The sequence below is a fragment of the Pseudomonas sp. BN415 genome (genome assembly GCF_029871195.1).
Classification (GTDB): Bacteria; Pseudomonadota; Gammaproteobacteria; order Pseudomonadales; family Pseudomonadaceae; genus Metapseudomonas; species Metapseudomonas resinovorans.
In genome coordinates this window covers 1-14,989 of record NZ_SSOK01000052.1, presented here as the reverse complement: position 1 = coordinate 14,989, position 14,989 = coordinate 1, and the positions used below count along the sequence as shown (strand labels likewise).

Below are 14,989 nucleotides of genomic sequence, written 5' to 3'. Positions count from 1 at the left end.
ATAGAGAAGGTAAGCCTTTGTCCAACAGGCAATTTTCTAATAGTTGTCCGGCCAAGTGTGCCAGTAATCCGGCGCCAGCTTAACAGAGGCCCCTGATTCGACAACGTGATTTTGCGACGCACCTAACACCTGCTCCGGAACTATTTGCAGCCCGGCATGGAAAACGCGCTGTGATAAGCTACCGCACCTTTTTCCGAGCGGAGTTCCAGGCGATGAAAGCACGCATCCAATGGGCGGGCGAAGCCCTGTTCCTTGGCGAGTCCGGCAGCGGCCACGCGGTCGTGATGGATGGCCCGCCCGAGGCTGGCGGTCGCAACCTGGGCGTGCGTCCCATGGAAATGATGCTGATCGGACTTGGCGGTTGCACCAACTTTGACGTGGTGAGCATCCTGAAGAAATCCCGCCAGCCGGTGGAAAGCTGCGAAGCCTTCATGGAAGCCGAGCGCGCCAGCGAGGACCCCAAGGTCTTCACCAAGATCCACGTGCACTTCGTGGTGAAGGGGCGCGGACTCAAGGACGCCCAGGTCAAGCGCGCGGTGGAACTGTCTGCGGAGAAGTACTGCTCGGCATCGATCATGCTCGGCCGCGCAGGCGTCGAGATCACCCATGATTATGAAATCGTCGAGCTGGGCTGAGCCCAGTCCTGATGGATGGCCGGATAACGACATCCGGCCATCATAATTGCGCGGCAAACTCTGGCAGACGGCGCCCGTCGTCTGCATAATTCGCCCCCTTCCAATTTCCGGGGCGTCGGGCCCCGAACCTACGACCACAATCGCCAACGCGAAGAGGTGTAAACCGTCCTACGCAGAAGTGTCGTGCGCTTCTGACGGGCATGCTCAACCACGCGGCAGAGCCGCATATGCACAGAGAGTTCTCAACGGTGAAAAGCAAACTCAAGCTCCACGGGTTCAACAACCTGACAAAGACCTTGAGCTTCAACATCTATGACATCTGCTACGCGGAGACCCCCGAGGATCAGCAGGCCTACGTCCAGTACATCGACGAAGAGTACGACGCCGAGCGCCTGACCCAGATCCTCACCGACGTGGTGGACATCATCGGTGCCAACATCCTCAACATTGCCCGCCAGGACTATGACCCCCAGGGCGCGAGTGTGACCATCCTGATCTCCGAGCAGCCGGTGACCCCTACCGACAGCCAGATCGAGGAATCTCCGGGCCCGCTGCCGGAGACCATCCTGGCGCACCTCGATAAAAGCCACATCACCGTTCACACCTATCCGGAAATCCATCCGGTGTCGGGTATCGCCACCTTCCGGGTGGACATCGATGTTTCGACCTGCGGCGTGATTTCTCCGCTGAAGGCGCTCAACTACCTGATCCACCAGTTCGACTCAGACATCGTCACCGTCGACTATCGCGTGCGCGGCTTCACCCGTGACGTGGAAGGTAAGAAGCACTTCATCGACCATGAGATCAACTCGATCCAGAACTACCTCTCCGACGACACCCAGGACGCCTATCAGATGACGGACGTCAACGTGTACCAGGAGAACATGTTCCACACCAAGATGCTGCTCAAGAACTTCGAACTGGACAATTACCTGTTCGGCGATGCCACCAGCAATCTGACAGCAGAGCAGCGCAAGGAAGTCGAAGAGCGTGTGCGTCACGAAATGCTGGAAATCTTCTACGCGCGGAACATGCCTCATTGAGGAAGCTTTCCGCTAGAAACGAAAAAGGGCGCTGATAGCGCCCTTTTTCGTGTGCGTGTGTTCAGACCCGGTAGGTGCTCTTGGTCATGACCTTCGACAGCAGTGTCATGCCAAACTTTACCGGAGCGGGGAAGCGTAGGCCGCCGGCCTCAATGGCGCTGGTGGCGTGTTGTTCTTCGTCGGTACGCATCTGCTCGAGGATGGCGCGGGACTTGGCGTCTTCGGCGGGCAACTGTTCCAGGTGCTCGTCGAGGTGCTTGCACACCTGGTCTTCAGTGGCCGCGACGAAACCCAGGCTCACTCGGTCGCTGATCAGGCCGGCCACGGCGCCGACGCCAAACGACAAGCCATAGAAAATCGGATTGAGGACACTCGGGCGGCTGCCAAGCTCGCGGATACGCTGTTCGCACCAGGCCAGGTGGTCGACCTCTTCCTCGGCGGCGTGCTCCATGGCTTCGCGAACTTCCGGCAGCTTCGCGGTCAGCGCCTGTCCCTGGTAAAGCGCCTGGGCGCAGACTTCGCCGGTGTGGTTGATGCGCATCAGCCCGGCGATGTGGCGGGCGTCTTCGGCCTTGAGTTCGGCATCGGGTTGGCCATCGGCCGGAGAGGGGCGGAATGGCTGACCGGTAAATGGCAGCAGGGTGCGCAGTGCGGCATCGGCCTGCAGCAGCAGGCGGTCGGCGGGGGAGTAGGAACGTTCGCTGGCCATGCGGCACCTCCGTAGGACGTCGGCAGGCATTCTACCGCAAGGGGATGACCAAGGTTTGACCGGAGTCAGACGGTGGTCGGTGGGCGGGAGGGTTTCCCGCCCTTGGTGCGAGGCCGGATCAGCCCGGCGGCCAGTGCATCTGGCGCTGGCCGAGCACGTGCATGTGGATGTGGTAGACGGTCTGGCCACCCTGTTCGTTGCAGTTCATCACCACGCGGAAGCCTTCGTCGCAGCCTTGTTCCATCGCCAGGCGCTGGGCGGTGTAGGCGATATGGCCTACCAGCGCCTTGTCGTCCTCGGTGAGGTCGGTGAGCGTGCGCACGTGCTTCTTCGGGATCACCAGGAAGTGCACCGGAGCCTGCGGCGCAATGTCGTGGAAGGCGACGACCTGGTCGTCCTCATAGAGCTTGCGCGCGGGAATTTCCCCGGCAGCGATTTTGCAGAACAGACAGTCCACGGGAATTCTCCGGCCTGTTATAAGAAAGACCGAGTTTAACGGCGAGTGATTTCCCCGGCCAGCATCGGCCGATGCTCACAAGGAGCCCCTGTGAAGAACGATATCCACGACCTCGGCTTGGTGCTGGACTCGCGGGTCAAGCTGGTCCTGATCGAGTCCTGGGATGAGCGCCGGGTACTTGAAACCCTCACCAGCCTGGCCGTCAAACGCGGTCTCGGACTCTTCACCTGGGCGGTCAGCGAAGGGCTGCAGCGCCTGGGTTTCGGTGGTGACAGCATGGGCGAAGGTGACAGTCGCGAGCCGGAAACGGCGCTCAAGTTGATCAAGGCCGATCCGCAACCAAACCTGTATGTGATGTGCGATCTGCATCCCTTTCTGAGCGACAACCCCAAGGTGGTAAGGCTGCTCAAGGAAGTGGCCATGGCCGAGGGCACCCACAAGCCCACCCTGGTGCTCGTGTCCCATGCACTCAAGCTGCCGCCGGAAGTGCAGCGCTACGCGGCGCGCTTTGATCTGGCGCTACCCAGTGAGGATGAGCTGCTGAGCATCGTCCGCGAAGAGGCCTCGCGCTGGAGCGAGCGCAATCGTGGCGCGCGGGTCCGTACTGACAACCGCACCTTGCAGCAGGTGGTGAAGAATCTGCGTGGCATGAGTCATGGCGAAGCCCGGGCCCTGGCGCGCAATGTGATCTGCGACGACGGCGCCATTACCCAGGAAGACCTTCCGGAACTGAACAAGGCGAAGTTCCAACTATTGGATTTGGAGGGCGTGCTCAGTTTCGAGTACGAGACGGCTCGTTTTGCTGAGGTGGGGGGGCTGGTCAACCTCAAGCGTTGGCTGGCCGAGCGTCAGTCTGCGTTGCTGGATGAAAAAGGCCTGGATCGACCCAAGGGGGTGTTGCTGGTCGGTGTGCAAGGGGGAGGCAAGAGCCTCGCGGCCAAGGCCGTAGCCGGCCTTTGGGGGTTGCCGCTGCTGCGCCTCGACTTCGCTTGCCTGTACAACAAATTCTTTGGTGAAACCGAGCGCAACCTGCGCGAAGCGCTGAAGCTGGCAGAGCAGATGGCCCCTTGCGTGCTATGGATGGATGAGGTGGAGAAAGGCCTGGCGAGCGGCGACCATGATGGCGGTGTCAGCCAGCGCGTGCTGGGGACCTTGCTGACCTGGATGGCCGAACGCAAGGCACCGGTGTTCATGGTGGCGACCGCCAATGCCATTGACCGTCTACCGCCAGAGCTGCTCCGCAAGGGACGCTTTGATGAGCTGTTCTTCGTCGACTTGCCGCAGCCTGAAGTTCGTGCCGAAATCTTCCGTATTCACTTGGGCCGACGCGAGTTGGACCCGGCGCAGTTCGACCTGCATCAACTGGTGGGTGCCAGTGATGGTTTCTCCGGCGCTGAGATCGAGCAGGCTGTGGTAGGCATGCTCTACGCTGCCCAGGCCCAGCAACGCCCGGCCGACCAGGCTCTGCTGCTGCGTGAGATCAAAGGTACCGCGCCATTGTCGGTGCTGATGGCCGAGCAGCTGGCAAACTTGCGGGCATGGGCGAACGGGCGCTGCGTGAAAGCGGAGTGAGGCCCCTCAGGGTTGGGCGAAGCGGCGAATGACCCGGCCCAGCAGGCGGCGCACCAGCCAGCGCGGGGCCAGTTTGGGGAGCAGGGCGGCGAGCCGGTTGCGCCAGCCGGGGATGATGATGGCGCGGTTCTTTTCCAGGGCGCGTACGGCGATCAGCGCCACTTCCTCGGGGCTCATCATCAGCTTGCTGCCTTCCAGGCTGTCGATCTGCAGATGGGCGCCGCGGAAGAAGGCGGTGCGGGTTGGGCCAGGGCACAGCACCGAGACATTCACGCCGCGAGGGCGCAGTTCTTCTCGCAGGCCTTCGGAGAGGTTCAATACGTAGGCCTTGCTGGCGTAGTAGTTGCTCATCCAGGGGCCGGGCTGGAAGCCCGCCACTGAGGCGACGTTGAGAATCTGCCCGCCACCCTGGCGTGCCATCAGGCCGCCAATGCCATGGCAGAGCCGGGCCAGGGCGAGGATGTTCAACTCGATCAGCTCCTGCTCGCGGCCCCAGTCCTGGTCGACGAAGGCGCCGGAGGCACCGATGCCTGCGTTGTTCACCAGCAGGTCGATTTCCCGCTCACCCTGTTCCAGGTCCATCAGCAGGCCGGATACCTGCAAGGGTTCGGCGAGGTCGCAGTAGCGGAACAGCACCTCGACGCCGAAGCGCTGGGTCAACTCGCAGGCGATGCTCTCCAGCACGTCCCGCTGTCGGGCCACCAGCAACAAGTGGCGCCCCCGCCTCGCCAGGGCCTCGGCCAGGGCCAGGCCAATACCGCTGGAGGCGCCGGTGATCAAGGCATAACGGGGCATCTGGAGGTTCTCCGTAACGGGGCCGGGTTGGACAACGCCGGCCCCGGGAGGTTGCTTATTCGGCGGACTCGCCTTCGAGAGCGGGCACATCGGCCGGTTGCTCGAAGCTGGCGGCAGCGTCCATTTGCGCGCGCATCAGGTAGTCCTGATAGGCCGGAATCGAAATGGCGGCGACTATACCGATTACCGGCACCAGAATGATCAGCCAGGCCAATACTTTTACTGCACGACTGTTTGGCGGCGGTGGCGGGCCGTAGCGGTTCGGGCCGCCAGTGCCGGGGACGAAGAGCATCAGAAGCGCGAAAACGCTGCCGACGATGGGGACGAAGTTCAATAGCCAGAGCCACCCGGACCAGCCGATGTCGTGCAGGCGCTGTACGCCGATGCAGACACTGACCACAACGAGCGCCAGGCTTGCGACCAGAGTCAGCAGCCCGGCGAGAGTCTCGGAAAGCACAAAGCTGCCCAGGATGACACCGCCGATCGGCAGGAAGGCAAGCATCAACGCCATGCTCCAGCCGAGGTAGCGCACCCGGCCGATGCGGCCGTTGGTGCCCAACACCTTCAGCTCGCCGAACTCAGGCAACTGCTCGCCGACCTGGGCCTGGGGCGGAGCATAGGGCGATGTGGGTTCGCTGTTGGTGATTGAGGCTTTCACCAGGGCGGCGTCTTCCGAGAGTTGCGTCTGGCGGGCCAGGTATTTGTCGATGATGATCCCGCAGGCCTGGCACTCAGTCGATTTCGGTTGTTCATGGCCGCATTTCGGGCAGCTCATGCTGTCATTTGTCGGGGCTACTTCGGCTGCAGGGGCGCTGGGCTCCGGGTGATCATCCGTGGTCACCAGACTCAGGACTGCCGCCAGGTCGTGCTCCTTGCGCACTTTGGCGCCAGCGCGTTGCAGCGCGGCGAGGTATTTGTCCGCCTCGGCTTCTACCAGGTCGCGCTTGAGGGCGACACTGCGGCCGCCGAACAGGCTGTCGATCATACTGGCATCGCTCTTGAACAGGCGGGCGAGGTTTTCCTTGACGGTGTCCAGCGACACACCGGGCATGGGTTCTCCGTCGAAGACGATCTTGTAGCGGGCTTCGGTCATGCGAGCATCCTTGTCAGCGACAGAAAAAATGATGGCACAGCGTAATTGCGCTCTGGCCCGCGGCACAAGCGGGCTGGCGCACAAAAAGCAGGGTTCAGGCGAGGCCGAGCGGGTTCCAGCGTCCGACCAGGCTTCTGCGGCGCAGCAGGCGCAGATCAGCGAACTCGCCTAGGGTGCCTTCAGAGTGCGTCGGACGCAGGAAGACCCAGTCGTCTACGGCGAGCCCTGTAGCGTCGGAGCCGACCAAACGCTCCTGGTTGGCGCTGCGACCGTAGAGGTGGTCATAGGCGAGTCCAGCCGGGGAAGTCGGGGTGGCTTGCCAGTTACCTCCATAGAGGTAATGGGCGCGCTGGCGATTGGGATTCCAGCCCTGCAGCACACCTTGCGCGCCTTTCAGGTAGGGCAGGGCGCCATCGAGCACCTTGAGTACGGGGGTGGCTATCCACAGGGCCGGTTGGTGCTCGTGGAGCAGGTCACTGTCGAAACCAGCTGGTTTGAGCAGGGCGGAGCCCACGGCGACCTCGTTCAAGGGCCCCTTGCCGTTGGCGTGTAGTGGATAGGTCTGGCTGCCGCCACCATTGAGCAGCGGAGACTTTGGCCAAAGCCGGGACGCTTGGGCGACCTGGATGAATGCCTGGTAGCGCGCGTTGCTCTCGACCAGGGCGCGCTCCCGACCTACCCAGAACGGCGCGTGCGCGACCTGCGCGTCGTAACCCATCAGTCCGCGCAGTTGCAGCGTCGACGGACTGGCTGCCATTTGCTGCAGAGCGCTACCTAGCGCTTCGGGTGTGGGGAATCCTCCGCGGGCGAGACCGATGTCGATCTCCAGCGCAATCTGCAATGGCTGGCCCAGGCCGCGGCCCAGCTCGGCGTAAGCCTGCAGACGCTGAGGACTGTCCACTAGCCAGGTGACCTGGCGGCTGGGTTCGAAGCCCAGGTGATGAGGTAGCTGCTGATAGAAGGCCAGTGCCGCCGCGGCGGGCAAGGGTTTGCCCAGCAGGAGGTCCGCCCCAGGGAAAAGCCGTACCAGTTGATTCAGCTGTGGTTGATGGAATGCCATGAAACGCGAGCAATTCAGGCGCCGCGCCAGATACTCGAGCAGTCCGCCAGATGCGAGTGATTTGGCCACCAGTCGCAAAGGACGTGGACCGAGCCTGGTGGCGAGCAGGTCGGCATTGGCGTCCAGGCGGTCGAGGTCGATGATCAGTTGCGGAATCCCTCCTCCGTCCCGCTGCAACAACTGGTTGAGGTCCTTGAAGTAGGCATCGTGGGGGCGGCCGTGATCCGTCGGGCGCGCGGCCCACAGGCCCAGGGCGCCGAGCGCTCCGAGCCCGAGCAGGGTGCGCCGCCTCATTGAGCCCAGCGTTGACCCAGTTGCCCGGCCTTGTCGCGGGCGGCGCGATACTCCTGGTCAAGACGGGTGATCAACTCGTCCACAGTGGGCAGGTCGCGAATGTTGCCCACCCCCTGGCCGGCAGACCAAACGGTCTTCCAGGCCTTGGCTTCATCGCTGACGGGTTTCAACTTCTCGCCATAGTTGATATCGCCCTTGTCGGCGAGGCGCTTCAGGTCGTAGCCGGCCGCCTCCAGGCTTTGGCGCATGAAGCTAGCAGGTACGCCGGAAACGGCCGGAGTGTGGATGATGTCGGCTGCGCGGGCATCGAGGATCATTTGCTTGTAGCGGGTTTCGGCATCGCTCTGCTGAGTGGCGATGAAGCGGGTGCCGAGGTAGGCCAGATCGGCGCCGAGCATCTGCGCGGCAAAGATTTCATGACCGTGGTTCAGGCAGCCAGCGAGCAGCAGGGTCTTGTCGAAGAACTGGCGGATTTCGGCGATCAACGCAAAGGGGCTCCAGGTGCCGGCATGGCCGCCAGCGCCCGCCGCTACCGCGATCAGGCCATCCACACCTGCCTCTGCGGCCTTCTCGGCGTGGCGGCGTGTGGTCACGTCGTGGAATACGAGGCCGCCGTAGCTGTGCACAGCGTCAACGACTTCCTTCACTGCTCCGAGGCTGGTGATGACGATGGGGACACGCTTGTCGACGCAGATGGCAAGGTCGGCCGAAAGTCTCGGGTTGCTGTGGTGAACGATGAGGTTCACCGCGAAGGGCGCAGCGTCTGCCCTAAGGCCCGCCTCGATCTCATCCAGCCAGGCGCGAAAGCCGCTGCTTTCGCGCTGGTTGAGGGCGGGAAAGCTGCCAACGATACCGTTGTTGCAGCAGGCCAGGACCAGTTTGGGGTTGGACACCAGGAACATTGGTGCGGCCACCACCGGCAAGCGCAGGCGTTGATCGAGCAGGGCAGGCAGGGACATCTGGAGTTCCTCTTGTCAGTTCAGAAGGGCTTGACCACCACCAGAATGACGATGGCGATCAGGAATAGCACCGGGACTTCGTTGAACCAGCGGTAGAACACATGGCCCCGGCGATTTTCGCCCCGGGCAAAACGCTTGAGCAGGGAGCCGCAGGCGTGGTGATAGCCGATCAGTAAGACCACCAGAGTGAGTTTGGCGTGCAGCCAGCCCTGGCTCAGCCAGCCCGAGTTGAGATAGAGCATCCAGATTCCCAGGACCAGGGTGGCGATCATCGAGGGGCCCATGATGCCGCGGTAGAGCTTGCGCTCCATGACCTTGAAGCGTTCGCGACTGGGCTCGTCCTCGGCCTGGGCGTGATAGACGAAGAGTCGCGGAAGGTAGAACAGGCCCGCGAACCAGCAGACGACGGCGATGATATGCAGGGCCTTGAGCCACAGATAGAGCATGGGAAGATTTCCATCGGACAGATGGTCCGGATAGTAGAGGCTTGAGCGGCCGCACGTCACCTCAGCGGTTGGCCCCTGGCCGATGCGGCCTTATCATCGGCAGCTTTCCAATCGGTTCATTGAGGGGCAAGTGATGGTCAAGGTCGGAATCGTCGGCGGCACAGGCTATACCGGTGTCGAATTGCTGCGTCTGCTGGCTCAGCATCCGCAGGCAGAGGTCGCGGTGATCACCTCGCGATCCGAGGCCGGGGTCAAGGTCGCCGACATGTATCCGAACCTGCGCGGCCACTACGACAGCCTCGCATTCAGCGTGCCTGACGCCGCAACCTTGGGAGCGTGCGACGTGGTCTTCTTCGCCACGCCCCATGGCGTAGCCCATGCGCTGGCTGGTGAGTTGCTGGCGGCCGGAACCCGCGTCATTGATCTGTCCGCGGACTTCCGCTTGCAAGACGCCGAGGAATGGGCCAAGTGGTACGGCCAGCCCCATGGCGCGCCGGCATTGTTGCCGGAGGCTGTTTACGGTCTGCCAGAAGTGAATCGTGAAGCCATCAAGGGCGCACGCCTGATCGCCGTTCCCGGTTGCTATCCGACTGCGGCGCAGCTCGGTTTCATCCCGCTGCTGGAAGCCGGCCTGGCCGATACGCATCAACTGATCGCTGACTGCAAGTCCGGTGTCAGTGGTGCCGGTCGTGGTGCGAAGGTGGGTTCACTGTTCTGCGAGGCAGGCGAAAGCATGATGGCTTACTCGGTGAAGGGGCATCGGCATCTACCGGAAATCAGCCAGGGCCTGCGCCGCGCCGCCGGCGGCCCGGTAGGCCTGACTTTCGTACCGCACCTGACTCCGATGATCCGCGGTATCCACGCCACCCTCTATGCGAACGTCGTGGACAAGAGCGTCGATCTGCAGTCGCTTTACGAGAAGCGCTACGCCAACGAACCCTTCGTCGATGTAATGCCGGCCGGCAGCCATCCGGAAACCCGCAGTGTGCGCGGCGCCAACGTATGCCGCATCGCGGTTCACCGTCCCCAGGGCGGCGACCTGGTGGTGGTGCTCTCGGTGATCGACAACCTGGTGAAGGGCGCGTCCGGTCAGGCGGTACAGAACCTGAACATCATGTTCGGTCTTGATGAGCGCCTTGGCCTTTCGCATGCTGCTCTGCTGCCGTGATGTCAGGCGGTGCCGGAGATTCGTGTCCCGGCACCGCACTTCGATCCATTGGCAGGGTCGAATCGCTTAATAGTTGACCAGTTTTCTAGGGTAAGCGGATAATGCCTCGCCTTAGCGCAGTATGGCGGCGTCAAGCCGGGAGAGTTGCAGCATGAGCGTCGAAACCTTCACCCCTTCAGCCCTGATGTTCACCGAGGGCGCGGCCAGCAAGGTGAAGAACCTGATCGATGAAGAGGGCAATCCGCGCCTGAAGCTTCGTGTCTTCGTGACCGGCGGCGGCTGCTCGGGATTCCAGTACGGCTTCACCTTCGATGAAGACGTGGCGGACGACGACACCATCGTCGAACGCGACGGCGTCAGCCTTGTGGTCGACCCGATGAGCTTCCAGTACCTGGCGGGTGCCGAGGTTGATTATCAGGAAGGTCTCGAAGGGTCGCGTTTCGTGATCAAGAATCCGAATGCCACCACCACCTGTGGCTGTGGGTCTTCGTTCTCGATCTGATTTTCAGCTCGTCCAGCGAACGCCGTGCATATGCACGGCGTTTTAGTTTCTGCTGACTTCGTTCAGGCGGGGTAAATGGCGCCGAGGATGCGCAGGCCACGGGCGCCGGTGACGCTGGGGCGGTTGGTGGGAATACCTTCCAGGCAGCAGTGGGCCAGCCAGGCAAACGCCATGGCCTCGACCCAGTCAGGGTCCACGCCAAAGTCGGCAGTACTGCACACGCGAGTGCCAGGCAAAAGGGCAGCGAGACGCTGCATCAGCTGTTGATTGTGGACGCCGCCGCCGCAGACCAGCAGGGCGTCAGTCTTCGACTGCGCGGCGCGGAGGGCTTCCGTGATGCTGCGGGCAGTGAGCTCCAGCAAGGAGGCCTGTACATCTTCGGGCTTGAAGAGCGGCAGGCGCGCCAGCCGTGATTGCAGCCAACCGAGGTTGAATAGCTCGCGGCCAGTGCTCTTGGGCCCTTGGGTGGTGAAGAAGGTGTCACCGTATAGAGCATCCAGCAGCCGCTGCTGCAGGGTTCCGCTGGCGGCCCAGTCACCATTTCGGTCGTAGCTCTCGCCGCGCTGAAGATGAATCCAAGCGTCCAGCAGAACGTTGCCAGGACCACAGTCGAATCCATGCACCGCTTTGCCCGGCTCGATCAGGCTCAGATTGCTGAAACCGCCAACATTGAGCACGGCGCGATTGCTGTTGGCGTCGCCGAACAACGACTCATGGAAAGCGGGTACGAGAGGCGCGCCCTGTCCACCAGCAGCGACGTCACGTCTTCGGAAATCGCCAACCACGGTGATGCCGGTGAGCTCAGCAAGCAGGGCGGGATTGCCAATCTGGATGGTAAAACCACGCGCGGGTTCGTGGCGCACGGTTTGTCCGTGGCTTCCGATGGCGCGAATGTCCCTGGCGCCCAGGTTGTTACGAACCAGCAAGGCGTTGATACCCGCGGCGGCCAGCTCGACCCAACCGTTCTCCGCCAGTGCTGCGCGGGCGAGTTCGTCAGGGCCCGAGGAGCAGAGCGCCAGCAGCTCGCCACGTAGCGGGCCGGGCATAGGGATGTAGTGGGTGTCGAGGAGGGTGATTCGATCGGTTTGTTCGACCAGGGCAATGTCCAGGCCATCAAGGCTGGTCCCAGACATCACCCCCAGATAGCGCTGCATGCGATCAGCGCTTGTTCAAGGCCAGCATGCTGGCCTTTTCCCGATCCATGCGTGCCATCAGCGGCTGGCTCATCCGCAGGAAGCGCTTCTTCTCGCTGGCGATCAGCGGATCAGCCATCGGCAGTTTCACGCCCAGCGGGTCGACATGCACACCGTTGACCTGGAACTCGTAGTGCAGGTGCGGGCCGGTGGACAGACCGGTAGTACCCACATAACCGATGATCTGGCCCTGCTTTACGCTGCCGCCGGTACGAATGCCCTTGGCAAAGCCTTGCATGTGGCCGTACAGCGTCTTGTATTTGCTGCCGTGCTGGATGATCACCGCGTTGCCGTAACCGCCGCGGCGGCCTGCCAGGACGATCTTGCCGTCACCGGTGGCCTTGATCGGAGTACCGCGGGGAGCAGCGTAATCCACACCTTTGTGAGCGCGAATCTTGTTCAGGACTGGGTGGCGGCGACCGTTGGAAAAGCGCGAGCTGATTCGGGCGAAGTCCACTGGCGTGCGGATGAAGGCCTTGCGCATAGCTGTGCCGTCGCCGCGCAAGTAACTGGCAATACCCTGTTTGTCGACATAGCGGACCGCAGAGAAGGTCTTGCCGCGGTTGATAAAGCGTGCGGCGAGGATTTCCCCGCTACCTACTTTCTTGCCTTCGACCACCTTTTCTTCGTAGATCATCTCGAATTCGTCGCCTTCACGGATGTCTAGGGCAAAATCGATGTCGTAGCCGAAGATATTTGCAAGATCCATGGCCAGATCGTGGGAAAGGCCGGCGCGTTTAGCGGACAGGAACAGCGAGCTGTCGATCACACCGCGGGCGTACGCTGAGCGCAGCTCCGGCTTGATCACATCACGCTTGAACGCATAGCCCTTGGGGGTCTTTTCCAGGTGAACGCTCTCGAGACCGCTCACCTTGGTGCTGATTTTTTCGAGCTCACCGCTGGGCGTGAGCTTGAACTCGAAGTTCTGGCCAACCTTCAGGCGGCTGAGTTGCTTGGCGTCCTTGCTGCTGTTCAGGACGTCGTGCAGGACATTGGCGGACAGACCAACCTTGGCGAACACTGTAGACAAAGTATCGCCGTTGCCCACGGTCACGGCCTTGAGGCTGGGATCGGCAGGCTTCTGAGTTGCAACGAGGTCAGTAGCTTCTTCTTTCTTCTTATCCGCGTCTTTTCCGGCGCTGTTCTGGTTTTCGGCAGGGTTCTCGATCTTGGTGAATGGCGAGAAACCCTCATCCCCGGTGATGGAACCTGGTCGGAGGTCGTCCTTCTCCTGGATTACCATCTCCGAGCTGTTCTCGAGCTCCAGGTTTATGTAGGTCTTCTTCGCCTCGACTTCGCGAGACGGGAACACCAGCAGGGCCAGGCTGAGCAGCGCAGCCACACCGCTAGCAGCCAACAGGTGGCTCTTCGGATAGGGCGGCGCTTTGGGTACTGAGTGCGTCATGGCGTGTGGTGTTTTTTGGAATATGAACTAACTGCCTAAAATATAATCAAAATCCGCCCTAGGCAACCTTGGAGTGCAGCCTTCCGCTGACTGGCACGGGGCTGGGCTCAAAACTTGTAATTAGTTCGCGATCTTGTATGGTTGGTTCCCCTTTTGTCCATCCAACGGTCTACGAGTCCTGTCATGAAGTCGGTTGAAGAGCAGCTGGCGCTGATCAAGCGCGGTGCGGAAGAGGTTCTGGTCGAGTCCGAGCTGGTCGAAAAGCTCAAGCGTGGCCAGCCGCTGCGTATCAAGGCAGGATTCGATCCGACCGCCCCTGATCTTCACCTGGGGCACACCGTCCTTATTAATAAGCTGCGGCAGTTTCAGGAGCTGGGGCATCAGGTGATCTTCCTGATCGGTGACTTCACCGGGATGATCGGCGACCCCAGCGGCAAGAGCGCCACTCGCCCGCCGCTGACTCGTGAGCAGGTTCTAGAGAATGCTGAGACCTACAAGGCTCAGGTGTTCAAGATTCTTGATCCGGCCAAGACCGAGGTGGCGTTCAACTCGACCTGGATGGACCGGCTTACGCCTGCGGACTTTATTCGCCTGGCGTCCCAGTACACCGTCGCCCGCATGCTCGAGCGCGATGACTTCAGCAAGCGCTACGGCACCAATCAGCCTATTGCTATCCATGAGTTCCTCTATCCGCTGGTGCAGGGGTACGACTCCGTAGCGCTGCGCGCGGATGTCGAGTTGGGTGGTACTGATCAGAAGTTCAACCTGCTGATGGGGCGTGAGCTACAGCGCGCCTACGGGCAGGAGTCCCAGTGCATCCTGACCATGCCATTGCTGGAAGGTCTGGATGGTGTGAAGAAGATGTCCAAGTCCCTGGGTAACTACGTGGGTATCCAGGAGGCGCCGGGTGTCATGTACAACAAGCTGGTGTCCATCCCGGATCAATTGATGTGGCGTTACTTTGAGCTCCTTAGCTTCCGTTCCATGGAGGAAATCGAGCAGTTCAAGTGCGACGTAGTGGCGGGCGCCAATCCTCGCGACATCAAGATCAAGCTGGCTGAGGAGATCGTCGCTCGTTTCCATGGTGAGGAAGCTGCGGCCACCGCTCACCGCTCCGCCGGCAATCGCATGAAGGAGGGCGAACTGCCGATGGATCTACCGGAGGTTCAGCTGTTCTCCGCTGAAGACATGCCCATCGCCTCCGTCCTTAATAAGGCTGGCCTGGCGAAGAATGCAGCGGTTGCCCGTGACCTTCTTGGCTCTGGCGGTGTGCGTGTGGATGGTCAGGTTGTGGATCGTGCTTTTACCTTCAAGCTGGGTGCAACTCATGTGCTACAGGCCGGCAAGAAGGCATTTGCTCGCGTATCCCTGGCTGTCGAGTAAAGTCTTCAAATAAGTGTTGACGGCAAAATCTGCATCCCTATAATGCGCACCTCTTCCGGCGCAGTCGCCAAGCAAAACTCCTTGTAGATCAATGAGTTAAGCGGTTGGCGAAGGTGTCGGGAGGTTCCGCTTCGCAAGGTTCGCCGGTGGCGAATGAAGTTGGAAAGGAGGTGTTGACAGCGTGATTGAGCGCTGTAGAATGCGCCTCCCGCTGACGAGAAGAGAGATCGGATCGAAGGCGCAAGCGGTTGAGTAGAAAAGAGATTTTCGAAAAA

Annotated in this window: 15 protein-coding genes and 1 pseudogene; 6 read left to right on the top strand and 10 right to left on the bottom strand. The window is 61.5% G+C overall.

What is annotated here, in order from left to right; genetic code table 11:
* Window positions 1-212: 212 nt before the first annotated feature.
* Together E8F20_RS12520 and speD are read left to right on the top strand one after the other, a co-directional pair.
* On the top strand, window positions 213-635 hold the full coding sequence (locus tag E8F20_RS12520; protein WP_280284003.1) for an OsmC family protein: 423 nt from the start codon (window positions 213-215) through the stop codon (window positions 633-635).
* A gap of 248 nt (window positions 636-883) precedes the next feature.
* On the top strand, window positions 884-1,678 hold the full coding sequence (gene speD, locus E8F20_RS12515) for an adenosylmethionine decarboxylase (protein ID WP_280284097.1): 795 nt from the start codon (window positions 884-886) through the stop codon (window positions 1,676-1,678).
* Between the two features lie 61 nt (window positions 1,679-1,739).
* On the opposite strand, the gene coq7 is transcribed toward speD, so the two are convergent.
* Window positions 1,740-2,387 carry a 2-polyprenyl-3-methyl-6-methoxy-1,4-benzoquinone monooxygenase gene (gene coq7, locus E8F20_RS12510; RefSeq protein WP_280284002.1) on the bottom strand — a complete coding sequence of 216 codons (648 nt, stop codon included), beginning with the start codon at window positions 2,385-2,387 and terminating at the stop codon, window positions 1,740-1,742.
* 118 nt (window positions 2,388-2,505) lie between these two features.
* A complete protein-coding gene (locus E8F20_RS12505) occupies window positions 2,506-2,844 on the bottom strand; it encodes a histidine triad nucleotide-binding protein (RefSeq protein WP_280284001.1) in 339 nt (112 codons plus the stop codon).
* Between the two features lie 90 nt (window positions 2,845-2,934).
* On the opposite strand from E8F20_RS12505, the gene E8F20_RS12500 reads away from it, so the two are divergent.
* The gene (locus E8F20_RS12500) at window positions 2,935-4,416 is read left to right on the top strand and encodes an AAA family ATPase (RefSeq protein WP_280284000.1); all 1,482 of its coding nucleotides are present in this window, start codon (window positions 2,935-2,937) and stop codon (window positions 4,414-4,416) included.
* A 6-nt stretch (window positions 4,417-4,422) separates the two neighbouring features.
* Here the strand turns inward: E8F20_RS12500 and E8F20_RS12495 are convergent, their stop codons facing one another.
* The 5 genes from E8F20_RS12495 to hemJ form a co-directional block, all read right to left on the bottom strand.
* A complete protein-coding gene (locus E8F20_RS12495; protein WP_280283999.1) occupies window positions 4,423-5,211 on the bottom strand; it encodes an SDR family oxidoreductase in 789 nt (262 codons plus the stop codon).
* Between the two features lie 55 nt (window positions 5,212-5,266).
* The gene (locus tag E8F20_RS12490) at window positions 5,267-6,304 is read right to left on the bottom strand and encodes a DUF805 domain-containing protein (protein WP_280283998.1); all 1,038 of its coding nucleotides are present in this window, start codon (window positions 6,302-6,304) and stop codon (window positions 5,267-5,269) included.
* 94 nt (window positions 6,305-6,398) lie between these two features.
* On the bottom strand, window positions 6,399-7,658 hold the full coding sequence (locus E8F20_RS12485) for an alanine racemase (RefSeq protein WP_280283997.1): 1,260 nt from the start codon (window positions 7,656-7,658) through the stop codon (window positions 6,399-6,401).
* A complete protein-coding gene (locus E8F20_RS12480) occupies window positions 7,655-8,617 on the bottom strand; it encodes a nitronate monooxygenase family protein (RefSeq protein ID WP_280283996.1) in 963 nt (320 codons plus the stop codon). The genes E8F20_RS12485 and E8F20_RS12480 overlap by 4 nt, the downstream gene beginning before the upstream one ends.
* Window positions 8,618-8,637: 20 nt before the next feature.
* Entirely contained in the window at window positions 8,638-9,063 is a 426-nt protein-coding gene (hemJ, locus tag E8F20_RS12475; protein WP_280283995.1) for a protoporphyrinogen oxidase HemJ, read from the bottom strand.
* A 133-nt stretch (window positions 9,064-9,196) separates the two neighbouring features.
* Between hemJ and argC the strand changes: the two genes are divergently transcribed.
* A complete protein-coding gene (gene argC / locus E8F20_RS12470; RefSeq protein ID WP_280283994.1) occupies window positions 9,197-10,231 on the top strand; it encodes an N-acetyl-gamma-glutamyl-phosphate reductase in 1,035 nt (344 codons plus the stop codon).
* 151 nt (window positions 10,232-10,382) lie between these two features.
* Complete coding sequence (gene erpA / locus E8F20_RS12465) at window positions 10,383-10,733, top strand: iron-sulfur cluster insertion protein ErpA (RefSeq protein ID WP_028631048.1); 351 nt, start codon at window positions 10,383-10,385, stop codon at window positions 10,731-10,733.
* Window positions 10,734-10,795: 62 nt separating this feature from the next.
* Here erpA and E8F20_RS12460 read toward each other — a convergent pair whose 3' ends face one another.
* Together E8F20_RS12460 and E8F20_RS12455 are read right to left on the bottom strand one after the other, a co-directional pair.
* A complete protein-coding gene (locus E8F20_RS12460) occupies window positions 10,796-11,887 on the bottom strand; it encodes an anhydro-N-acetylmuramic acid kinase (RefSeq protein ID WP_280283993.1) in 1,092 nt (363 codons plus the stop codon).
* A gap of 4 nt (window positions 11,888-11,891) precedes the next feature.
* Window positions 11,892-13,331 carry a peptidoglycan DD-metalloendopeptidase family protein gene (locus E8F20_RS12455; protein WP_280283992.1) on the bottom strand — a complete coding sequence of 480 codons (1,440 nt, stop codon included), beginning with the start codon at window positions 13,329-13,331 and terminating at the stop codon, window positions 11,892-11,894.
* A 183-nt stretch (window positions 13,332-13,514) separates the two neighbouring features.
* Here E8F20_RS12455 and tyrS point away from each other — a divergent pair, with 183 nt between their 5' ends.
* Complete coding sequence (gene tyrS, locus E8F20_RS12450) at window positions 13,515-14,714, top strand: tyrosine--tRNA ligase (RefSeq protein WP_280283991.1); 1,200 nt, start codon at window positions 13,515-13,517, stop codon at window positions 14,712-14,714.
* Between the two features lie 88 nt (window positions 14,715-14,802).
* Here the strand turns inward: tyrS and E8F20_RS12445 are convergent.
* A pseudogene (locus E8F20_RS12445) lies at window positions 14,803-14,989 on the bottom strand (hypothetical protein); the annotation flags it as partial.